The organism is Vibrio sp. Scap24 (assembly GCF_013394185.1).
GTDB classification, from domain to species: domain Bacteria; phylum Pseudomonadota; class Gammaproteobacteria; order Enterobacterales; family Vibrionaceae; genus Vibrio; species Vibrio pomeroyi.
On the sequence record NZ_CP041332.1, the window covers coordinates 2,405,199 to 2,428,283 of the forward strand.

The 23,085-nt window shown below is 44.9% G+C and carries 20 protein-coding genes; 9 read left to right on the forward strand and 11 right to left on the reverse strand.

From position 1 onward, the window contains the following. Positions 1–162: 162 nt before the first annotated feature. Positions 163–594, forward strand: a complete 432-nt coding sequence (fkpB, locus tag FLM53_RS10650; RefSeq protein WP_145575390.1) for an FKBP-type peptidyl-prolyl cis-trans isomerase — start codon at positions 163–165, stop codon at positions 592–594. Positions 595–710: 116 nt separating this feature from the next. Next, the gene (gene ispH, locus FLM53_RS10655) at positions 711–1,667 is read left to right on the forward strand and encodes a 4-hydroxy-3-methylbut-2-enyl diphosphate reductase (RefSeq protein WP_081090359.1); all 957 of its coding nucleotides are present in this window, start codon (positions 711–713) and stop codon (positions 1,665–1,667) included. Between the two features lie 104 nt (positions 1,668–1,771). Here ispH and btsR read toward each other — a convergent pair whose 3' ends face one another. The 3 genes from btsR to FLM53_RS10670 all read right to left on the reverse strand — a co-directional run bounded on the left by btsR (position 1,772) and on the right by FLM53_RS10670 (position 6,032). Further along, on the reverse strand, positions 1,772–2,503 hold the full coding sequence (gene btsR, locus FLM53_RS10660; protein ID WP_176682001.1) for a two-component system response regulator BtsR: 732 nt from the start codon (positions 2,501–2,503) through the stop codon (positions 1,772–1,774). 103 nt (positions 2,504–2,606) lie between these two features. Next, the gene (locus FLM53_RS10665; RefSeq protein ID WP_176682002.1) at positions 2,607–4,277 is read right to left on the reverse strand and encodes a sensor histidine kinase; all 1,671 of its coding nucleotides are present in this window, start codon (positions 4,275–4,277) and stop codon (positions 2,607–2,609) included. A 264-nt stretch (positions 4,278–4,541) separates the two neighbouring features. Further along, on the reverse strand, positions 4,542–6,032 hold the full coding sequence (locus FLM53_RS10670; protein WP_017629791.1) for a carbon starvation protein A: 1,491 nt from the start codon (positions 6,030–6,032) through the stop codon (positions 4,542–4,544). 193 nt (positions 6,033–6,225) lie between these two features. Here FLM53_RS10670 and FLM53_RS10675 point away from each other — a divergent pair, with 193 nt between their 5' ends. Then, positions 6,226–6,369 (forward strand): hypothetical protein, encoded by a 144-nt coding sequence (locus FLM53_RS10675; protein WP_176682003.1) that lies wholly within the window; start codon positions 6,226–6,228, stop codon positions 6,367–6,369. 17 nt (positions 6,370–6,386) lie between these two features. Next, on the forward strand, positions 6,387–6,737 hold the full coding sequence (locus tag FLM53_RS10680) for a DUF2799 domain-containing protein (RefSeq protein WP_176682004.1): 351 nt from the start codon (positions 6,387–6,389) through the stop codon (positions 6,735–6,737). Positions 6,738–6,879: 142 nt separating this feature from the next. On the opposite strand, the gene murQ is transcribed toward FLM53_RS10680, so the two are convergent. Genes murQ through FLM53_RS10700 form a run of 4 tightly spaced genes read right to left on the reverse strand, consistent with a single transcriptional unit; the run spans position 6,880 to position 11,434 of the window. Beyond that, on the reverse strand, positions 6,880–7,800 hold the full coding sequence (murQ, locus tag FLM53_RS10685) for an N-acetylmuramic acid 6-phosphate etherase (RefSeq protein ID WP_176682005.1): 921 nt from the start codon (positions 7,798–7,800) through the stop codon (positions 6,880–6,882). Positions 7,801–7,844: 44 nt separating this feature from the next. Beyond that, the gene (locus FLM53_RS10690) at positions 7,845–8,957 is read right to left on the reverse strand and encodes an anhydro-N-acetylmuramic acid kinase (protein WP_176682006.1); all 1,113 of its coding nucleotides are present in this window, start codon (positions 8,955–8,957) and stop codon (positions 7,845–7,847) included. After that, the gene (locus FLM53_RS10695) at positions 8,954–9,838 is read right to left on the reverse strand and encodes a BadF/BadG/BcrA/BcrD ATPase family protein (RefSeq protein ID WP_176682007.1); all 885 of its coding nucleotides are present in this window, start codon (positions 9,836–9,838) and stop codon (positions 8,954–8,956) included. The genes FLM53_RS10690 and FLM53_RS10695 overlap by 4 nt, the downstream gene beginning before the upstream one ends. A gap of 3 nt (positions 9,839–9,841) precedes the next feature. Then, positions 9,842–11,434 carry a sodium:solute symporter gene (locus FLM53_RS10700; protein WP_176682008.1) on the reverse strand — a complete coding sequence of 531 codons (1,593 nt, stop codon included), beginning with the start codon at positions 11,432–11,434 and terminating at the stop codon, positions 9,842–9,844. Positions 11,435–11,681: 247 nt separating this feature from the next. Here FLM53_RS10700 and FLM53_RS10705 point away from each other — a divergent pair, with 247 nt between their 5' ends. The 4 genes from FLM53_RS10705 (at position 11,682) to tyrA (ending at position 16,079) form a co-directional block, all read left to right on the forward strand. Then, the gene (locus FLM53_RS10705; RefSeq protein WP_176682009.1) at positions 11,682–12,530 is read left to right on the forward strand and encodes a MurR/RpiR family transcriptional regulator; all 849 of its coding nucleotides are present in this window, start codon (positions 11,682–11,684) and stop codon (positions 12,528–12,530) included. Between the two features lie 11 nt (positions 12,531–12,541). Further along, positions 12,542–13,531, forward strand: a complete 990-nt coding sequence (gene nagZ, locus FLM53_RS10710) for a beta-N-acetylhexosaminidase (RefSeq protein ID WP_176682010.1) — start codon at positions 12,542–12,544, stop codon at positions 13,529–13,531. A 246-nt stretch (positions 13,532–13,777) separates the two neighbouring features. Next, on the forward strand, positions 13,778–14,851 hold the full coding sequence (locus FLM53_RS10715; RefSeq protein ID WP_176682011.1) for a 3-deoxy-7-phosphoheptulonate synthase: 1,074 nt from the start codon (positions 13,778–13,780) through the stop codon (positions 14,849–14,851). Positions 14,852–14,951: 100 nt separating this feature from the next. Further along, a complete protein-coding gene (tyrA, locus tag FLM53_RS10720; protein WP_176682012.1) occupies positions 14,952–16,079 on the forward strand; it encodes a bifunctional chorismate mutase/prephenate dehydrogenase in 1,128 nt (375 codons plus the stop codon). A gap of 47 nt (positions 16,080–16,126) precedes the next feature. On the opposite strand, the gene FLM53_RS10725 is transcribed toward tyrA, so the two are convergent. From FLM53_RS10725 to ettA, 4 genes are all read right to left on the reverse strand, one after another. Further along, a protein-coding gene (locus tag FLM53_RS10725) for an IS3 family transposase (protein WP_178992101.1) occupies positions 16,127–17,331 on the reverse strand; the annotation gives its coding sequence in 2 pieces (ribosomal slippage) (positions 16,127–16,944 and positions 16,944–17,331; 1,206 coding nt in all). Between the two features lie 206 nt (positions 17,332–17,537). Then, positions 17,538–18,548, reverse strand: a complete 1,011-nt coding sequence (locus FLM53_RS10730) for a M23 family metallopeptidase (protein WP_176682024.1) — start codon at positions 18,546–18,548, stop codon at positions 17,538–17,540. Between the two features lie 50 nt (positions 18,549–18,598). Then, positions 18,599–18,967, reverse strand: a complete 369-nt coding sequence (locus FLM53_RS10735) for a PilZ domain-containing protein (protein WP_176682025.1) — start codon at positions 18,965–18,967, stop codon at positions 18,599–18,601. Positions 18,968–19,057: 90 nt separating this feature from the next. Next, the gene (gene ettA / locus FLM53_RS10740; RefSeq protein WP_017629779.1) at positions 19,058–20,725 is read right to left on the reverse strand and encodes an energy-dependent translational throttle protein EttA; all 1,668 of its coding nucleotides are present in this window, start codon (positions 20,723–20,725) and stop codon (positions 19,058–19,060) included. A gap of 263 nt (positions 20,726–20,988) precedes the next feature. Here ettA and FLM53_RS10745 point away from each other — a divergent pair, with 263 nt between their 5' ends. After that, the gene (locus FLM53_RS10745; RefSeq protein WP_176682026.1) at positions 20,989–22,938 is read left to right on the forward strand and encodes a transglycosylase SLT domain-containing protein; all 1,950 of its coding nucleotides are present in this window, start codon (positions 20,989–20,991) and stop codon (positions 22,936–22,938) included. The last annotated feature ends 147 nt before the right edge of the window (positions 22,939–23,085 follow it).

Sequence of the window (23,085 nt, forward strand, 5' to 3'; positions counted from 1 at the left end):
AGCCTTGAAATAGATTGCCCTAAAGTCAGTCTATGACTCACAGAATAGAATAGCCCTAAGCGCTGTCGGTTGATTCCGGTGGCGCTTTTTTTTATGCTGCAACTAATATGAGAGCAAAGCAGAATGCGTTCTCAAATAATAAAGAAGTCTAAGGAAAGTAACGTGGCAGCAATTAAAAATGATTCAGCAGTAACCCTACATTTTACGATTAAGATGAAGGATGGTTCAGTTGCCGATAGCACCGAAAATATGGGCAAACCAGCGAAGTTCGTTATGGGTGATGGCAGCCTAAGCGAGAACTTTGAAGCATGCCTGCTTGGACTTGAAGAAGGCACAGAAAAGTCTATCGAACTGAAAGCGCAAGATGCGTTTGGTATGCCTAACCCAGACCATATCCACCATATGGATAAAGCAAAATTTGCTGGTGGTACTGATGTTGAGGTCGGCACCATCATGGCATTCTCTGGCCCTGACGGTATGGAAATCCCAGGTATTATTACAGATATCGCGGGTGACTCAGTGACGGTTGATTTTAATCACCCACTTGCAGGCCAAGACGTTACGTTTGATGTCAATATCTTAGCTGTCGAATAACATCACCTTACAGCTGTGACACAACCCAGAGCTTCACTGTCTAGGCGCTTCACTGTAGAATGCGAACCTCGCTGACGGCGAACTCTATAGAAACAACCTTAGTACCGCGGTAAATGATGAGCAATGAAATGAAAATAATGTTAGCTAACCCTCGTGGCTTTTGTGCCGGTGTCGATCGTGCGATCAGCATCGTGGAGCGCGCACTTGAAATGTATCAGCCACCGATTTATGTTCGTCATGAAGTGGTACATAACCGCTTTGTTGTTGAAGGGCTTAAGCAACGTGGTGCTATTTTTGTCGAAGAGCTGAGTGAAGTGCCAGACGATAACATCGTAATTTTCTCTGCTCACGGTGTATCTCAAGCCGTTCGTAAAGAAGCGAAAGAACGTGAACTGACTGTATTTGATGCAACGTGTCCTTTGGTGACGAAAGTTCATATGGAGGTTGCTCGTGCGAGCCGCAAACATATGGAAGTGGTACTGATTGGTCACGCAGGTCACCCTGAAGTTGAAGGTACTATGGGTCAGTACGCTAGCCAAACCGGTGGTATGTATTTGGTTGAGAAGCCAGAGGACGTACAAAACCTAGTGGTAAACGATCCAACTAACCTGCACTACGTGAGCCAAACGACGCTATCTGTTGATGAGACAGCTGACGTAATCGAAGAGCTACGTCGTGTCTTCCCTGAGATTCAAGGTCCTCGTAAAGACGACATCTGCTACGCAACTCAAAACCGTCAAGACGCAGTGCGTGAGATGGCAAACGACGTCGACGTAGTGATTGTGGTTGGTTCTAAGAATTCATCGAATTCAACACGTTTGAAAGAGCTGGCTGAGAAGCTAGGCACACCTGGTTACCTAACTGATTGCCCTGAAGACATTCAGACCGAGTGGGTTGAAGGCAAGAAGAAAATCGGTGTAACCGCTGGTGCTTCTGCTCCTGAAGAGCTAGTAAATCAAATCTTAGATCGCATTCGCGAGCTTGGTGCTACTGACGTTGAAGAGATTCAAGGTCGTGAAGAGAACATGTTCTTCGAAGTACCAAAAGAGCTACAGATTAAACAAGTCGATTAATCTCTATCGATTTGTGACATTAACGATTCGTCATACAGTCGATTCGCAAGGAGTAAAAAGCCAACGTTGATACGTTGGCTTTTTTGATCGTGCGCTTTGATAAGCTATTGGATCCCGAGTTGTTCTTTTAGTGTCTTGAGATAGCGACGACTCACAGGCACTTCAAAGCCGGTGAGTGTGATGATCTCTGCTAATCCATTCTCGAGTAACTTGATCTCTTGGATCGATTTTATGTTGATCAAATATTGTCGGTGACAACGGATCAAATCGGTCTTCTCTTCTAAGATCTTTAGCGTTAACTGTGAAGTGGCCGTTTGTGATGAACAGCGAACATGCACGCCACTGATATCAGAGTAGGCACACTCGACACTCTGGCTCGCCATGATCACAATGCGGTTGTGACCAATACACGGAATTTGTTCTAGGCGGGAAGGGGCGATGGAAGCGACATTTTGCTCTGGTGCTTTTTGGTTCTGCTTAACGACTTTGTTCAGTCGAGAGACACTTTTATTGAGTCGGCAGGGCTCAACGGGTTTAAGCAGGTAATCAAAGGCGTTGTCTTCAAAGGCTTGAATTGCATATTGGTCGTAAGCGGTCACGAACACCACGTAAGGCATGGTATCTGGGTCAAGCATACTCAACAGTTCAATCCCCGTAACTTGAGGCATCTGAATATCCAAATACACCACGTCGGGTTTAAGAAGGTTGATCTGCTTAAGCCCTTCGATCGCGTTGCTTGCTTGACCGATGACTTCCACTTCTCCCGTTTCAGTTAGTAACTCAATCAGCTCTTCGCGAGCAAAAAGCTCATCATCGATAACGAGTGCTTTTAACATCCTGCAATCTTCATTTTTGTTCTGTCCCTGCTTATTCCGCTTATCTTTTTAATGCCTGCTTCTAAATGTCGCTACTGAGAAGCGATTACCTACGAAAACACCATTATTTTAGTATAGGTATGATAAAGCTCATTCGAGTAAATTGCTGTGGTTGAGATTCTATTTTTAGTGCTGAGTCTTGTCCAAAGAAATTAGTGAGTCGTTTATCAACAATTTCCATCCCTAATCCAACATGATCTTGAGATGGCTTCTGGTAGTTACCAGCGTTGTCTTCGACGATCAGTCTAAATCCGCCTTGGAAAGCTTCGCTATAGATCTTCACTTTGCCGCCTTCCAGCATATTTGAAATTCCGTGTTTAATGGCATTTTCAACCAGAGGTTGCAGGGTAAAGCTCGGCAGTTGTGATTCAAACAGTTGTGGGTCTATGTCCCATTCAATTTCTAAGCGGTCAGTAAAACGTGCCTTTTCAATCGTCAGGTACGCATTAACGTGTGCGAGCTCGTCTTTAAGCTTCACGGTATTGATATTCTGCTTAAGGTTACTTCTGAAGAAGTGAGATAGGTGCTGAATGAGCTCACGTGCTTTATCTGGGTCACGACGTGTTACGGCACTGATGGTGTTGAGCGCGTTAAACAAGAAGTGCGGGTTGACCTGTGCGTGCAGAAGCTTGATTTCAGCTTGAGTGAGCAGGGTTTGCTGTTGCTGGTAGTTGCTGAACAGGATCTGACTCGACAATAGCTGCGCGATACCCTCTGCCATCGACATGTTAATGGTCGAGAATAGCTTCAGCTTAGGCTCATACAGTTTAATGGTACCGACGACTTCGTTACCAGCACGTAATGGAATGATTAGCGCAGAGCCCAACTTACAATCTTGAGATAGAGAACATTGGTATGGGTTCTCTTTACCATCAAGATAGATGATGTCGTTCTTTTCCATCGAAGTGAGGGTGCTCTGCGATGAAATTGGGGTATTTGGAATATGGTGTTCATCGCCAATGCCGACGAACGCGAGGATTTTTTCTCGGTCGGTAATCGCAACTGCGCCTACGTTGGTTTCTTCGTAAACGATACGCACGATCTTTTGTGCGTTATCGGAAGTGAAGCCACCATGAAGAATGCCCACCGAACGCTCGGCAATGGTGAGGGCTCTGCGTGAGAAGGTGGCGGAGTATTTCTCGAAGATGGTTTTTCGGTCTTGGATGATGCTCATGAACAGTGCCGCACCCACTGAGTTAGCAATGATCATTGGCGCAGCAATATCGGAAACTAGCGCGTAGGATTGCTCAAACGGTTTGGCGACTGCGAGCAGAATCAACATCTGAATGATTTCTGCAAACAGGGTGACAGAGAACACTACCAGCGGATTAAACAGCTGACTGGCTTTGTTCTTTCTGACTAGGTAAACATGCAGCAAACCACCAATCAAGCCTTCTGCTGTCGTTGATATAGCACAAGCTAAGTCCGTAAAACCACCTAATGAATATCGATGTATCCCGCCAGTAAATCCGACCGCAAAGCCAACCACAGGACCACCGAACAAACCGCCCATGACCGCGCCCATCGCTCGCGTATTAGCGATGGCGTCATTGATCTGCAGTCCGAAATAGGTGCCCATAATGCAGAACAATGAAAACAGAACGTAGCAGCTGATCTTATGGCTTAAGCGAGATGAGATGCTCAACAAAGGGAGAATCAGTGGGGTTTTACTTAACATGTAAGCAATCACTAAGTAGACGCAGGTTTGTTGTAGCAGAGAGAGAATGAGTTCCATATTTTCACCTATTGAGACGCTTGTTAAGTGTAAAGCTCATTGCTTGGTAACGGTAGCTTTGCTTGTGTTTTAGTGGGTTATATTCGCTTCCCAGAGTCGAAAGCACTAACGCCTGAAAACAATAAAGCCCATCACAGTGGACGGGCTTTAGTCTTAGGTTCCACGAATCACTGAGTGATTACGGGAGCAAGCGAAGTTGTGTTTGGCTGTTCTTTTATCTCTTTCTATGAAGATTGGTCTCTTGTTATCAAGAGCCTTAAAGAACTAGGCTGTTTTGGTGACGCCTTTTGCTTCTTTCTCTTCTTCATCAGCAAGGTCGATATCGCCTTTGCCTTTTGAAATTTTGATAACGTAAGCCGCAACACCTAGCGCACTCACCACACCAATGATGGTTGAGATTTGCATTGGTAGACCGAAGCCCAGTTGGCTGTTGTTCAGGATGAATGTGATACACACAGACGTCATGAAGATAGCTGGAACCGTTGTTACCCAGTGCAGTTTGTTGTGACGAAGTAGGTAAGCTGAAGCTGTCCACAGCATCATCACTGCTGTTGATTGGTTAGCAAAACCGAAGTAACGCCAGATGATACCAAAATCAACTTGAGTCAAGATGCCACCGATAACGAACAGTGGTAACGCCATTAGTAGACGGTTACGCAGTGTTTTCTGTTCCATGTTGAAGTATTCAGCAAGGATAAGACGGCTTGAACGGAACGCTGTGTCACCAGAAGTGATTGGTAGGATAACCACGCCAAGGAAAGCAAGGATACCGCCAAATACACCCAGTAGACCAAATGAAGCGCTGTATACCACGTTACCTGGACCGCCGTTTGCAATCGCGTCAGACAAAGACTCAACTGAACCGAAGAAAGACAGAGCAAGTGCACACCAGATTAGAGCGATGATGCCTTCACCAATCATTGCGCCGTAGAATACGAAGCGACCGTTCTTCTCGTTTTCCATACAACGCGCCATCAAAGGAGACTGAGTTGCGTGGAAGCCAGAGATAGCACCACATGCGATTGTGATGAATAGAGCCGGCCAAAGTGGTAGGTCATTCGGGTTCATGTTAGTGAACATGTCGCTCATCTCAAAGCCACCCATGATTTGGTGCTCGTCAGATAGACCAATCGCAGTGATTAGGCCAACAGACATAAAGATAAGAAGTGCACCGAACAATGGGTAGAAGCGACCAATGATTTTATCGACAGGGACAATCGTTGCGATGATGTAGTAAGCAAAGATGATAACAACCATCGTAGTAGCAGACATCGCGAAATCAGTTTGGTCGTTCACTAGGTTCGTGATCATACCTGCTGGAGCAGATACGAATACCACACCAACAAGAAGCAGTAGAACAATGGCAAAGATGTTCATAAAGTGTTTTGCGCCATTGCCTAGGTAACGTCCAGTGATGGTTGGAACCGAAGCACCGCCATTACGGATAGATAACATACCTGAGAAGTAGTCGTGTACTGCACCTGCGAAGATACAACCTAGCACGATCCAAAGCATTGCTGCTGGGCCGTATAGGGCACCCATGATAGGGCCGAAGATTGGACCTACACCAGCGATGTTAAGCAGCTGAACTAGGTAAACCTTCGGTGTCGACATTGGAACGTAGTCCACGCCATCTTGCTTAGTGTGAGCAGGTGTTTGGCGCTTTTCATTGATACCGAAAATCTTCTCGATAAAGGTACCGTAAATAAAGTAGCCACCAATGAGTGCTGCAACACAGGTAAGAAACCACATCATAATTTGTTATCCCTGAATGTATTAATTAAGTCAGGGTGTATATTAAAGGAGTCGATGAGAAGAAACTTCCGCTACGAGAGTGAGTGGTCGAATAGCCAATTTAACGGTGTTATAACTGATTGAGTGGTTTGTTCACTGTGGTGAGTGGCGGATATTTCTATCGAGAGGCCTATTAGCTATATAGAGAGGTTGTTTGAGCTGGCTTAGCGGCGACTACCGATTCCGAGTGGTCGAAATTGGCCTAAAGTGGCGAACATTAGACAATAAGTGGACATCGACAGGCGTTCAGCGGAGAATCACCACAAAGGCAGCGCTTCGTCAGAAAGTGGTGAAGTAATAATATAAAGGATTGAAATGAGAAAAATAATCGCACTATTCGCCGTGGCATTTAGCCTTGCAGGATGCAGCGCCAATATTCAAGATTTAGCGGCAGAAGGTAACTGGAAAGAGATTGGTTACCGTGATGGTATTAAAGGCCACACTCAGCGTTCTTATCAAGAGATGACTGCGCTTGGTGCTGTTGACCAAGCAAGTTACACAGAAGGTTATCACTCAGGTGTGACTGAATACTGTAACCCTAATCATGCTTATCAGATTGGTCTGTCTGGTCAGGTGTATGAAGGTGTGTGTTCTGGTACGGAAGACGCTCAACGTTTCCGTATGGAATGGCAGCGTGGTTGGGATGAGTTCTCGAACGACTATTAATCTGGTTTACGGTTAGTTATTGATCTCGTTAAATAACAAAACCGCTAACTAAAAAACATCTAGCTAAATCAAAAACCAGTACCTCATGTGTACTGGTTTTTTGTATCAAGCTTTCATCTGTATCGAAGACTAATCCGATATTTTACTGATTATTCTCAACCGCTTTTCGCAGAAAGCCATTTTGTTGATCAAGCTGAGCCTTGGCTGCTTCAAAATCAAGCCCGGTTAGAATCATCAAAATAGCGAGCTTCACGTCATAATCGGTGGTTTTTAGCGTCGCCACGGCCAGTGCTTTATCACACTCAGTCGCTTGAATCACGATGCGAGCGGCGCGGGCAACCAACTTTTCATTGGTTGCTTTTACGTCCACCATCAAGTTCTGGTAGCTCTTACCAATGCGAATCATACTCGCAGTCGTCAGCATATTAAGTACCAGCTTTTGTGCCGTACCTGATTTGAGTCGTGTTGACCCCGTTAATGCTTCTGGGCCAACCACTGGGCTAATTGCTATTTGAGCGATCTCGGCAATTGGAGAGTCAGGGTTACAAGACAGCGCTACGGTCACCGCCCCGATTTGATTGGCATAGTTAAGTGCACCAATCACGTAAGGTGTGCGACCGCTCGCAGCGATACCTACCACGACATCATTTTCTGAAAACTGAATTGCTTTAAGGTCCTCAATACCAAGAGTTAGCGAATCTTCCGCGCCTTCTTTAGCTTTTAAAATCGCTTCTGGCCCGCCTGCAATTAGGCCGATAACCATCTTGTCTGAAACACCGAAAGTCGGTGGGCATTCTGATGCATCTAACACACCTAATCGACCACTGGTGCCTGCGCCCATATAAATCAGTCGACCGCCGTTTTGGAAGGCGTGAGCGATCTTGTCAACGGCTTGAGCGATCTGTGGAAGCTCGGCCTCGATAGCGAGTGGTACTTGTTTGTCTTGTTGATTAATCTTTTCAACCACTTCGAGAGAGGTGAGTAGATCAATATCCATAGTATCAGGGTTTCTCCCCTCCGAAACGAGGTGCGAGAGCGCTGATATGAGAGCGTCGTTACTCATAATGATCCTTAAATGGTGATTCTAAAATGATGGTTCTAAATTGTTTAGTCAGCACGATAGAGGACGCCTAGAGAGGCAGCCCTGCTTGCGCCCGTCACTTCGGGTAAATTACTTGGCAATTGATGAACATGACGTTGGGCAAGCCATGCAAAGGCCATGGCTTCCATGTAGTCGGCATCAACGCCTTTACTAGTCGTAGAATCAACTTCCCAACTCGGAAGCAGTTCAGCCAACCTTTTCATCAACAATGGATTCCTCGTACCGCCGCCACACACATAGAGTGCAGGTTGATTACCTAAGCGATAAGTCTCCACTTCATTGGCTATCGTCAATGCTGTGTATTCACAAAGCGTGCGTTGGACATCTTCTGCTGCAAGGTCTTTAAATTCTGTTAATTGTTGCTCTAGCCACGGTAAGTTAAACAACTCTCTACCGGTGCTTTTTGGTGGCATCTGAGATAGATAAGATTCATTTAACAACTGTTTGAGCAAGTCATGGTTCAGTTGACCTTTCAGAGCGAACTGTGCGTCACGGTCAAACTTTTCACCCGTGTGTTTATCTACCCAAGCGTCCATCAACATATTGCCAGGGCCTGTATCATAACCAAGTGTTGGCTGGTTCGGGCGCAGCACTGAAATATTCGAGATACCACCAATATTCAGCACAACAACTGAGCTGTCTTGCGGGTGGAAAATCGTATGATGAAACGCTGGTACGAGTGGGGCACCTTGCCCGCCAAGCGCCATGTCTTTGCGTCTGAAATCAGCGACCGTTTGAATCTCCGTTTTCGCTGCAATGATATTGGCATCACCCAACTGCATGGTAAAGGGTGATTCACCGGTTGGCTGGTGGAACACCGTTTGACCATGGTTACCAATCGCCGTTACAGAAGAGGCCGGAGTACCTGATTTTTCGAGAAGTTGTAGAACTGCGTCAGCAAATAGATGACCAAGCTGGTGGTCGAGTTCACCAATGGTTATCAAATCCGTTTTCTGACCAATACACACCTCAAGCAGGCGGGCCTTAAGGTCATCTGGCATAGGGAACTCATCATGAGCGAGCAATGTGATACTAGCACCTTCTATCGACACTAAGGCCGTATCAACACCGTCCATACTCGTGCCGGACATCACGCCGATATATAACTCTGACTTCATTGTTCATTTCCTAAATTGAGCATATGGATCTTTTGGTGAGCGATAACTTCGGCACCATTCAGAGCATCACCTTGAATGTCTGAGGCGCGAGCTTGAAGCTCTTGAGAAAGCTTAGGGCGATAGAATTGCCCTAAGCTGCCTAAAAACATAATCGGTAAGCTGTTATTTTCTGAGCATGTTCGTGTGAGCTTCTCTATGTGGTCAACCCCTTGCTCTATTATGCTCCTTGCTGTTGGACAGCGCTGTTCTATATCAACGAGCTCTCGTGCAAATTGCGCATAATCGGTCGCATTGGCCGTGTTGATCCACTTAAGAATGTCACTTCGTTCGCTGCCTGTTTTCTTCATGACATATTGGCTCGTTACAGAGGAATGTTTGTCATCAAATTCGGCTAGAGTTTGCTGCACAGCTCGAAATCCAAGCCAAGCGCCGCCCCCTTGATCGCCAATCGGGAACCCCCACCCACCAAACTGATGAGTCACATATTCGCTATCTAACTGAATGGCAACTGAACCTGTGCCAATCGCAATGCAGTTAACGCCTTGCCCTGCGTTAGCACCAAATACCGACGCCTCAGCATCGGTTGTCACATATAGGTGTGGGCAGTGGGCTAATGCCGATTGTAGCTTGGCTTTTAATTGTTTATTTCCTGCACCAGCCACGCCAACCACAATATAGCACTGTTTAGCTTTAATCTGATTCACACTCAACATTTCCTCAATATAATTAGTCAGTTGAGTGATTGCCGTTTCACCATATAAGGTCAATGACGTCGCCGCTAAAGTGCGTTCTTGAATGACACTTGGTGTGGGTGATATTTGCTTCAGTCTCATGGCGGTTTTGGTTCCACCGCCATCGACTGCCAGAGTATGGGTAATCATTGGCTAAACCGTTTGTAGTTTATTAACTTCTTGAGTCTGCTTCTTTCCTGCAAGGCACACGATTAATGATACAAACGTGCCGACACAGAGTTGATACGGGAAGGCTAATCGAATACCCACCCAATCTGCGTCAATAACACCCATCACGCTATCCCACACATAAGCTTGCATCAGTAATGTCGTTAAGAAGCCTGCCACAAGCGCTAAGGCTACAGACGTTTCATTGCCTCGTTCAGTGAAGATCGCAGTGAAGTAGACACCCAATAATCCGGTATAAGCAAATACCATCACACTCAAAGCGAACGATAACAGTGGCATGTCTGTGTACTGTTGCCAGTAGTAACAAAGGATACCCATGCTACCTAAGGCTACGGCCGCTGTAGCCATTCCAAAGCGGCCAGCCTTCACGTAATGGAAGTCATCTTGATCTCCCTTACGAGCTTCTAACCAAGGCTTGTAAATGTCTTGTACCGCAACTGAAGACATAGAGTTTAAGCCAGAGTTTAGTGTTGAAAGCGCTGCGGCTACTACGCCAACAGTGACTAAGCCACGAAGACCAGCCGGCATTTCATTGAGCACGTAGTACATGAAGATCGTGACGTTTTCGCCATTGAAATTTTGTACGACATCTTTGCCTTCAACACCCATGAGTTCAGGTCTTTGGTAGAAGACATACAAGAGTAGGCCAATCGACATGAATACCAACACTACGGGAATCGAGAAGATGATTGAGTTGATCATCGCCTTTGAACCTTGCTTGGCATCTTTACAAGTCAAAACGCGTTGCGTCATGTCTTGATCAAGACCAAACGCCCCGATGTTTAACAGGACAAAACCAGTGATACATGCCCAGAAGCTGAAGGTGCCAGCAGGGCTAAAGTCGAGCGTGAAATCAAGTAGGGTCAGCTTCGAAGATTGTCCTTCCCCCGGATTAGCAAGTACCTGAGCAATTTGGCTAAAGTCGGCTGGGATCTGACCTAATAGGTAGATAATTACCGCAATAGCTGCGCCGACATAAACAATGAGCTGGATTAAGTCACTCCAGATAACGGAACGAATGCCGCCCATGTAGGTATAAGCGAGGCCAACAGCGACAAGGATCACAACCGAAGTGATTACGCTGCTTGGATCAATGTTGGTAAATAGAATCATAGATACTGCGATAGCCGCCATGTATAGGCGGGCACCAGAAGCAAACACACGACCGACCAAGTACATCACACCGGCGCGCTGTTTGGTCTTCTCACCAAAACGCACTTTCAACAGTTCATAAACGGTAGAGACTTTGTTTTGGTAGAAACGAGGAATTAGAACGAGCGCGACAAAAATCGCACCAAGAATACCGCCAATGTTGGTCGCTAGGTAAGTGAGATCACCACGGTAGCTCGACTCTGGTCCACCTAAAAACGTCGCTGCGGATTGTGAGGTCGCCAGTACCGAGATAGCAACAACCCACATAGGCATGGAGTTACCACCTAAGAAATAGTCTTTGGTACTTGTTATTTTTGTTCGGCTAAAGTGCCAACCAGTAAAAGCGATAATGGCGAAATATATCGCAAATACCGCCCAGTCCAGCGAGGTAAATAGTGAATTCATAGCAGCTCCGTAGCATGAATAGAGTAGAGGGTGTTTATTGTTATTTTTTCAGAATGTCAGTTTGAATAATGAGTTTCAAAATCTATTCCTTGGTGGAATAGTGACCAATGGTTTTCTTTGACAGTGATCCCAGAAGGTTATGTCAGCTATTCCAAACGGTAGAATGTGAAGGAATAATTATTCCAATGAAAATACAAAACTCGTTATGATAACGAGGTGAGGTCAGAGGGAAGAGGAAGAGCGTTTAATGAAAGGCATTGCGAAAGTTAAAACGTTATTACCAAAACTCTCTCCATCGGATTCGCTGGTGGCTCGTTACGTATTGGATCATCCACAACAAGTTAAGCAACTCTCCTCTCCTGAGTTGGCCAAAGCGGTGGGGGTCAGCCAATCGACGATCGTAAAGTTTAGTCAGAAGCTCGGTTACAAAGGGTTTTCTGAGATGAAGATGAAGCTCTATCAGAGTGATATGACTTATCAGCCTGTATCCCAGCGCGGGATACATGGCACCATCACCAGAAAAGATCCGCACGATACCGTGATGGACAAACTTCTTGCAAGTAAAACACAATCGCTTGAGCGTACCGTGTTATTAAATGAAGGCGAACAGCTGAGCAATGCCGCTGATTTACTGCATCTTGCTAATAAAGTACAGATTTCAGGTGTGGGTGCATCGTCTCTGGTCGCCAAAGACTTCGCTTACAAGCTGATGAAAATAGGCCATGCTGTTAACGCAGAACAGGATGCCCACATTCAGATAGCTAACGCCGCTTCTCTTTCTGAAAATGATGTGTTGGTTGCGATTTCCTATTCAGGAAAAACCAGAGAAGTGGTGAAGGTAGCTCAGCTGGCGAGATCGAAAAAGGCCAAGGTGATTGTGATTAGTCAGTTATCTCCGTCTGCCCTAGACAAATATGCGGATATCAAACTTATCTCCGCGGCTGACGAAAACCATATTCGCAGTTCATCGATTACGGCTCGTGATGGCCAGCTTTATATTACTGACTTGTTGTTCATTGCGTTAACTCAGCAAGAAGAGCAAGCCGACCAATTAATTGAACAAAGTAAATCTGCAGTAGCGGAATTTAAGCAATAGAAGGAAATTTTATGGGACCGTTGTGGGTTGATGTTGCAGGCTACGAACTGACTGCTGAAGACAGAGAGATTTTAGAGCACCCAACCGTTGGTGGTCTCATCTTATTTGCTCGAAACTACCACGATAGTAAACAACTATCGGCGTTAAACAAAGAGATCCGTAAAGTTGCCAAGCGTCCTATTTTGATTGGTGTTGACCAAGAGGGCGGTCGAGTACAACGCTTCCGCGACGGTTTTTCTATTATCCCTGCTGCGCAAGAGTTCGCGACCAAAAACAATGGTGAACAATTAGCAGAACAAGCGGGTTGGTTGATGGCAGCGGAATTGATTGCCCATGATATCGACCTGAGTTTTGCACCAGTATTAGATAAAGGCCATGACTGTAAGGCGATTGGTAGCCGAGCATTTGGTGAAGATATCGATACCATCGTCCGCCACAGCAGTGCTTTTATTAAGGGCATGAAATCGGTTGGCATGGCGACAACTGGAAAGCACTTTCCTGGACATGGCGGTGTGATTGCTGATTCACACCTTGAAACGCCTTATGACCCAAGAGCCGATATCTTTGAAACCGACATGGCGATCTTCAAGGCGCAAATTGAAGCCGGAATATTGGATGCGATGATGCCAGCGCACGTGGTTTTCTCTCATTATGATGATCAGCCAGCAAGCGGCTCTCAGTATTGGTTGCAGAAAGTATTGAAGCAGCAGCTTGGATTTAAAGGCTTGGTGTTCTCTGACGATTTAACCATGGAAGGCGCTGCGATTATGGGCGGTCCTGCCGACAGAGCAAAGGCAGCCTTGAATGCAGGGTGCGACATGGTGTTGATGTGTAATAAACGAGATGCACAAATAGAGGCTCTCGATCACTTAGCTATCCAAGAGGTGCCTTTAGCCAACTCATTGCTTAAAAAACACAGCTTTGATTTATCGACTCTTCACTCAGATAGCCGATGGAAAAAGGCTTCAGAGCAAATTAAGCGAATGCTAGGTAATGAGTGATAAATAAACACATAAGAATTTTAGATAGGGCGATATGATGAATATCGCCTTTTTTGTATGTGTAGGGCGTGGTTTAGCGCTATTTGATAGTCTGAAGGAGTTAAAGTAATGGTGTAAATAATAATTTACATTTAATGTTTTTTATTGTTTACACTTGCAATCGTTTTTGTAGCTGTTATTGTGTTTTTAAAGATTGTTAGCCCAAATGGAAATGTTGGGTGTAAAAATAAATATACAGGTTGAGTTATGCAGAAAAGTGAATTAAGCAATGTCAATATCATCGACGAACAGGTACTGATTACTCCTGAGGAGTTAAAAGCAAAACTGCCTTTGAGTGATAATGCTCGTCGTTTCATTCAAGAGTCTCGTCAAACTATCGCGAACATCATTCATAAGAAAGATCATCGCATGCTTGTTGTATGTGGCCCATGTTCTATCCATGACATTGAAGCTGCGAAAGAGTACGCGAAACGCCTAAAAGCACTTTCTGAAGAACTGAGCGATCAACTGTATATTGTAATGCGTGTTTACTTTGAAAAGCCTCGTACTACTGTTGGCTGGAAAGGTTTGATTAATGACCCTCATCTAGATGGCACGTTCGATATTGAGCATGGTCTGCATGTTGGTCGTGAGCTATTGGTTGAACTTGCTGAGATGGAAATTCCACTCGCAACAGAAGCACTAGACCCAATCAGCCCACAATACCTAGCAGACACGTTCAGCTGGGCAGCAATCGGTGCTCGTACGACTGAGTCACAAACTCACCGCGAAATGGCAAGTGGCCTTTCAATGCCAATCGGCTTCAAAAACGGTACCGATGGCAACCTAGGTACTGCAATTAATGCGATGCAGGCAGCTTCTTCTAGCCACCGTTTCATGGGTATTAGCCGCGAAGGTCAAGTTGCGCTGCTTACTACTCAAGGTAACCCAAATGGTCACGTTATTTTACGTGGCGGTAAGCAAACGAACTACGATTCAGTATCAGTACACGAATGTGAACAAGAGCTTGGCAAGTCAGGCCTAGAAGCGGCACTGATGGTTGACTGTAGCCACGCGAACTCTCGCAAAGATTTCCGCCGCCAACCTCTAGTTGCAGAAGATGTGGTTCACCAAATTCGTGAAGGCAACAAGTCGATTATCGGCCTTATGATTGAAAGCCATATTAACGAAGGAAACCAATCTTCGGATATACCTCTCAATGAGATGAAATACGGCGTATCTATTACCGACGCGTGTATCAATTGGGATTCAACTGAGGCACTATTGAAACATGCACATACGGAATTAGTCCCGTTCTTAGAGAACCGCTTGAAAGGTTAGTCAGAGTTTAAATTTAAGTGCCTCATCTAATGGGGCATTTTAAGATCTGTTACTAACGAAATCTGGGTTAGTACGGGCTTATAGATTAGTAAGGAATAAAATGGCCGTTGAACTGAACGAATTACGCGACCAAATCGATGCTGTCGATAAACAAATGCTGGATTTACTTGCTCAGCGATTGGCTTTAGTGGAGAAAGTCGGTGAAGTAAAAAGTGAACATGGTTTACCTATTTATGTGCCGGAGCGCGAAGCGGCAATGCTGGCATCTCGTCGTCAAGAAGCCGAGAAAATTGGGGTTCCACCACAGTTAATCGAAGATATTTTGCGTCGTACTATGCGTGAGTCTTATGCCAGTGAGAAAGATTCTGGTTTTAAGTGTCTTAACCCAGAGTTACGTTCAGTGGTTATTGTTGGTGGTAATGGTCAACTTGGCGGTCTGTTTGGCCGGATGTTTAAGCTTTCTGGCTACGAAGTGAAAATCCTTGGCAGCCAAGATTGGGATAGAGCCGACGAAATCTTAGATAACGCAGGACTTGTGGTTGTTACTGTTCCAATTCACCTAACGGAAGGTGTGATTGCAAAACTAGGTAACCTGCCAAGCGATTGTATTCTTTGTGATTTAACATCGATTAAGTCAAAACCACTGCAAGCAATGATGAACATACACCAAGGCCCAGTGGTTGGTTTACACCCAATGTTTGGCCCTGATGTACCAAGCCTAGCGAAACAAGTGATTGTTTACAGTGATGGACGTGGTTCTGAAAACTACCAATGGCTACTGAATCAATTTGGTATCTGGGGCGCAAGCCTATGCCAGATGGATGCCGCTGAGCATGATCATGGTATGACCTTGATTCAAGCACTGCGCCACTTCACCTCGTTTGCTTACGGTTTGCACCTAAGTAAAGAGAACCCAAACATTGATCAGCTTCTGAAATTAAGCTCGCCAATCTACCGACTAGAGATTGCGATGGTTGGTCGTCTGTTTGCTCAAGACCCGAACTTGTACGGAGACATCATTCTGTCTTCAGATGAGAATATTGAGATGATTCGACGCTTCCACAGTTGTTTCGGAGAAGCTCTAGAGATTTTGGACGGGAAAGATAAAGCTAAGTTTGTTGATAGTTTTAACCAAGTGAGCGATTGGTTTGGTGATTACTCACAGCAATTCTTGCAAGAGAGCCAAAGCTTGTTAAAACAAGCACATGACTCGATTCACCGTGGCTAAGTACGGTTTAGAATGTACCGTCCTGATATGGGTTGACACTTGATTGACTAAAACGCTCGATGTATTTCATCGGGCGTTTTGTATTTTAGAGCAGTGTGAGGCCTATATTCATTATAGATTTTTACTGATTCGGCGACCATTTTCTTTGCTTCATCTAAATCATTCGGTTTATTCAACAGATACTCCATCTTCAATATTCCGTTGATCCTCTCTGCTAACGCATTTTGATAACAGTCATAGCCATCAGTCATTGAGCAAGATACATCATACTGTCGATGCAACTCTTGGTATTCAACAGAGCAGTACTGAACACCTCGATCTGAGTGATGAACAAGCTCACCTGTATTCTTCCGCTCTTTCAACGCGTTTAAAAAGGCCTGCTTGACCGTGCGAGCTTTCATATCATCACCTATGTGATAGCCCACGATTTTTCTTGAATAAGCGTCCGTCACTAAACTGAGATAAGTACTACCACACCGCGTTGCTAGATAAGTAATATCGGCAACCCATAATTGCTCTGGTCTTTCCGGTATTAAGCCTTCTTTGGTTCGATTTGGATGGCAGTAAAAGCGATGATTACTGTTTGTGGTTCGATGATAAGCCCTTCGATTCTGCACTAATAATCGATTCATTCTCAGTAGAGAGAATAAGCGGTCTCGCCCGATTTCAATTTCGTTCTGAGCAAGTAAATACTTGATCTTACGAGTTCCTATACGAGGGTGCATCATCCTTTGCTCCTTCACAAAACCGAGTACTGATTCATCTTTCTTTGTCTGATGAATTTCCGCAACACAGCGCTTGTAGAAAGCTTGTCGTGTAATACCGATGAAGTGACAAGCTTTAGTGACGGTCAACTTTCTGACCGTTTTTTCCTTAATAACTCGGCCTTGCGCTTCTTTGAGATTCGGACACCGAAATCTCGATCCATGACTTTTACAACCGCTTCAAAGAACTCAGCTTTAAGCTGAGTTTCTTCTAATTGCTGTTCGAGTTCTTTGATTCGTTGCTCTGGGGTTTGAGTTGAGGAAGAGTTTGACATAGTCGCTCCTAACGCTCTCGATTGTTCTATTCCTTTAGACCAATCTAGTTGACCATGTTTGCGAAGCCAAACTAAAACGGTAGAGCGACCTTGGATCCCATAACGCTCTTGAGCCTGCTTATAAGTCATTTCGCCTTTTTCAACTTGGCTTACTACTGCCAATTTAAAGGCAAGAGAATAATCTCGTTGAGTACGTCTACTTGTTGTTTTCATGACACTCTCCAATTTCATGTTGGAAATGTGTCAACCATATTTAGGACGGTACAGAATCATAAAAAAAGCGACCATCGGGTCGCTCTTTTTGTTTGTACTGAACGCTATGAAAGCATTTGGCCTACAGTAGGCTAAAAGTAATTAGATCATCGTAGGCCAAACCAACAGCTCCTAATAATCAATAGCTAATAACCAACAGCGAATAACTAGTTAGTCGCGATAGGCTTTTTAGTGTCTTCGCTTGATACTGTGTCGATGGTCGAACTGATGTAAGGCACGTTTGTTAGGTTTATCTGCAAACGAACCACATTATCTATTAGTTGAACCAGTGGTCCCCACTTAACCTTTTTCTCTTTCTCGAACACGTAGTTGAAGTTTTCTGGTGTCCAGTCCATCAAGTATTGAGGGTTCAACGAACGGCCAAGGAAGCGTACTTCATAGTGTAGGTGTGGCCCGGTTGAGTTACCTGAGTTACCACAGCTTGCAATCACATCGCCTTTACTTACGAACTGACCGCTGCGAACTTTGAATTTCTGTAGATGAGCGTAAGAACTCATGAAGCCAAACGAGTGGCGCATGGTAATAAAGTTGCCGAAGCCTTTATTACTTGGGCGAACCGTTTCAATCACACCATCAGCAGGCGCTAAGATATCTTCGCCGCGCTTACATGTTAGATCGATACCGGTATGGTTGTGGCGTTTACCTGTGATCGGATTGGTACGGCGACCATAAGAAGATGAGATACGCTGATAAGCCATTGGGCTGTCGTTTGGAATCAAGCGGAACATGGTGGCTCTTACCGCTGAATCGACGGCCGCAGCATCAATGCGATCTTCTAAAGAGACTTCATCAGTAAGTAGTTCTTCATCGGCAAGGCCAAGTACGGATTCCACATCAAATACACGCTTACCAAGCAGCTGAATCGTGCCTTCTTTCTCGGTTAAGGTTTGCGACAAAGAGTGGTTGGTTTCTACTTGTTCTGCGTAAAGAAACTCAGTTTGCTCTTTTTCAACAATCAGGGTTTCAATCAACTCTTGTGCGTCACCCGCTTGCATCGCGAGCTCTTGTTGATTCTCGAAGTGCATGTAGGCCGCGCCGCCAATCAGTAGTGGTACTGAAAAAATTGCAGTGGTGCACATGAGCACGGCTTTTCGGCCGAAGTAAAACGTCTGTTCCCCCTGACTAGAGGGAATAGTGATGGAAATTTTTTTAGACATGGTTCTGTATTAACTAAATGCTTCTAATAGACAAATGGGTTACGGAGATATCACTCACTACCTAAGTCGGTAAGGTGTTCAATCTCTCTATAAAGCAGTTCATCGTCACCAACGTTAAGCTCCACAAGGCGCTTAAGGTGGCTAATACTATCAATATCTAAATGCTCTATGCGTAAACGCATTGAGGTATTGATGGTAGAGACTATCGTTGCTTCTAACTGAATATTGATATCACTGTTTGTCAGCGTAAAGCTCACGTGAACAGGCTTATCGTGGCTGAGTTGTTGCCACTTCTCACATTGAATGAGTAAACCATGGAGCGACAAATCTTGCACTGAGCCGGATACATTTACTTGTCCTTGTGAGATCTCAGTCGGGACTTGATAAATAACTCGTGAAAATTGACGTCTTTCAACCATAGGTAATATCTCTATATCAATAGGTAAATAGTAAGCCAGATATATCAAAGGCCGCTATTATCGCGGCCTTTGTTCAGAATACAAGCTAATTTACTTAGATATACGCTTGTACTTGATGCGGTGCGGTTCTGCCGCTTGAGCGCCCAGAGTCTGCTTCAGCCACTCAGTGTACTCAGTATAGTTACCTTCGTAGAAGTTAACTTGACCTTCATCACGGTAGTCTAAGATATGGGTCGCAATACGGTCTAGGAACCAACGGTCATGCGAGATAACCATTGCACAACCAGGGAACTCAAGCAGTGCTTCTTCAAGAGCACGTAGAGTTTCAACGTCAAGATCATTGGTAGGTTCATCGAGTAGTAGTACGTTACCGCCCGCTTTTAGCAGTTTCGCTAAGTGAACACGGTTACGTTCACCACCAGAAAGCTCACCGATGATCTTCTGTTGGTCATTGCCTTTAAAGTTGAAACGAGAACAGTATGCACGTGCAGGGATTTCGAAGTTGTTGATCTTAATGATATCAGCGCCTTCAGAGATCTCTTGGAATACTGTCTTCGTGTCGTCCATGCTGTCACGGAACTGATCAACAGAAGCAAGCTTAACGGTTTCGCCTAGTTCAACTGTACCTGAATCTGGCTGTTCTGCGCCGCTTAGCATCTTGAATAGTGTTGATTTACCTGCACCGTTGGCACCAACGATACCTACGATTGCACCCTTAGGCATGCTGAACGATAGGTCGTCGATAAGAACGCGATCACCAAACGATTTAGTTAGGTTGTTCACTTCAAGAACTTTGTCACCTAGACGCTCACCTGGCGGGATGAACAGTTCGTTGGTTTCGTTACGCTTCTGGTATTGACCAGTAGTCAGTTCTTCAAAACGAGCCATACGAGCTTTAGACTTAGCTTGACGGCCTTTAGGGTTTTGACGAACCCATTCAAGCTCTTTCTCGATAGTCTTTTGACGTGCGCTTTCGCCCGCTTTTTCTTGCTTAAGACGCTCGTCTTTCTGTTCTAGCCAAGATGTGTAGTTGCCTTCCCATGGGATACCTTCACCACGGTCAAGTTCTAGGATCCAGCCAGCTGCGTTGTCTAGGAAGTAACGGTCGTGGGTAATTGCCACAACAGTACCACTGTAATCAACTAGGAAGTGCTCAAGCCATGCTACTGATTCAGCATCTAAGTGGTTGGTTGGCTCATCAAGAAGCAGCATGTCTGGCTTTTCAAGAAGTAGACGACAGATAGCAACACGACGACGCTCACCACCAGATAGGAATTCAATTTTTGCATCCCACTCAGGAAGACGAAGTGCATCAGCAGCACGCTCTAGAGCTGTTTCTAGGTTGTGACCGTCTTTTGCTTGAATCAGTGCTTCTAGCTCGCCTTGCTCTTTAGCAAGTGCATCGAAGTCAGCATCTGGTTCTGCGTAAGCTGCGTAAACTGCGTCGATACGCTTAAGTGCGTCAGCAACATCAGAAACCGCTTCTTCTACGATTTCACGCACTGTTTTTGATTCGTCTAGTACAGGCTCTTGCGGTAGGTAACCTACTTTAAGGCCTTGCTGTGCACGAGCTTCACCATCAATATCAGTATCAATACCAGCCATGATACGTAGTAGGGTAGATTTACCTGAACCATTTAGACCCAAAACACCGATTTTAGCGCCAGGAAAAAAGCTAAGAGAAATGTCTTTAAGAATTTGACGCTTAGGTGGAACAGTTTTGCTCACCCGAGACATGGTATATACGTATTCAGCCATTGCCGATCGATCCTAATTATTGTTCAAAATTGTCTGCTATTTTATACCAATATCCCCAAAGATGTTACTCCTAGGTCAGAAAAGCCATTCTTGAACTAATCCTTACCTATTATTGTCACATTGGTCATTAAAACTATATTTAATGAGCTTCTGAGGCGAAGTGTTAAATATTAATAATATTTACACTCAAACTCTTTACATTTGATGTGATGTCGGGCGTAAATAGACTTCACGTATTCATACACGCACTAAGGAAAGAGCGAATGTTTTTCCGCATTGGTAATACGAAAATTGCTGTGGCTGCATCAGCAATTTTGTCTTCATTTTCACTGGCTCCGATGGCTATGGCTAGCAACGCCTCCGAGCTTGAAATGCAGCGTGATGTTTATGATAGAGCGCAAGAGGTTTTAGACAACCGTGATCTAAAAGCCTACTCCGCGCTGCGTAACAAAATTCAAACATACCCTTTAACACCTTACACCGATTATCGAGCCTTTTTAATTGGCTTGGGTAATCGCACTCCTGCTGAGGTCGATGCTTTTATTGAAGAGAATAAGGCACTGCCATTTTCTAATCGAATGCGCGCACCTTATCTGGATTCATTGGCTTCTCAAAAGCAGTGGAAGACCATCCTTGAGTTTCAAACCAAAGAGCCTGTCGGTGAAAAATATCAATGCATCTATTATCGAGCGCATTACGAGCAAGGTAACAAAGAGCTCGCTTTTAAAGGGGCGAAACAGCTTTGGTTGAGCGGTAGTGGTGTTGATGATGCCTGTGACCCTCTGTTTAAGAGCTGGGATCAAGCTGGTTTAAGAACGGATGAACTCATCCTAGATAGAATGTTATTGGCGTTTGAAGGCCGTAACGGCAAGCTGATGAGCTACCTGATCAAGCAATTGGATCATGATGAGTCAATTGCTCAAGCTAAGCAGATGAAGGCGTTGTACAACAAGCCTGAAAACGTGCTCGCATTTGCTAAGAAACATCCTGCTAATGAATTCTATCAAGCTCAAACCGAGTTTGGTTTCGAGAAGCTAGCAAGGAAGTCATCAAGCAGTGCTCAAGCGGTGTTTGATGATGTCATCAAGGCTCAGAAGTTTTCGAAAGAGAAATCTCAAGAACTTGCGGATTATCTAACGTTCCGTTTGATTAACACCGATTCTGAAGAGTTGATGGTGTGGCGAGACAAAATGCTCGCGAGCTCATCAAAGCAAGTGTTGCTTGAGCGACGTGCTCGTTTAGCGATCCAACATGCCGATTGGACTGGTCTACAACAGTGGATCGCGCGCTTGGATGACAAGCACCAAGCTTCGCTTCGCTGGCAGTATTGGCAGGGCAGAGCAGAAATTGCGCTGGGTGATACCGCGGTAGGTAACAAGCGATTGTCAGATATTTTGGGGCAACGTAATTTCTACAGTGTGGCTGCAGCGAAGCAATTAGGAAAGCCAGTTCAATACCCAACATCGACTCTTAAATATAATGCTGAAATGGTGAAGCCGTTCGATACTTCTTTAGGTCGTATTGGTGAGCTGATTGACCGAGATAAAATTGCGGCTGCGAAGAGTGAGTGGCGTTGGTTATTAACCAATGCAGACAAAGACCAAAAGGCGATGCTTGCTGCCCACGCTGCGACACAACGATGGAATCACTTTACGGTGACCGCGAGTATCTCAGCGAAAATGTGGGATAACATTGCATTACGTTTCCCTGTTGCTCATAAATGGTGGTTTAATTTCTATGCTGAAAAGCACGATATCGACCCAATCACCTTGATGTCTTTAGCAAGACAAGAGAGTGCGATGGATTCGGAAGCTCGCTCTCCTGTTGGCGCACGCGGCATCATGCAAATTATGCCGAAGACGGCGCAATACACAGCTAACAAGCATCAGATTAAGTACAAGGGTAGTGATGATCTTTATGATGTCGGTAAGAACATAGAGATTGGTAGCCACTACTTAGATGGCTTGCTTTCTCAATATGACAACAACCGTATTTTTGCTTTTGCTGCATACAACGCAGGACCAAGCCGTGTGAAGCAGTGGCGTTCTCGCAGTGACGAAAAGCTTGATGCGTATGCCTTTATTGAAATGATCCCATTCAAAGAGACACGTGGCTATGTTCAGAACATCTTGATGTTTGAGACTTACTATCGAGATATCTTAGGTGAGAAGGGCACGTTTTTAGCGCCTCATGAGGCAAAAACGAAATATTAAGCTCTCGGCGCTTGGTCCGAAACTGAGTAAATATTAAAGGCAGTGAGTGCGAACCATTTCCACTTACTGCCTTTTTACATTGGATTGCAGCAAGTGTTGCGGTATAAAGTGTTAAACGCTTTCAATCGTTAAGCGACTCTTTAAAGT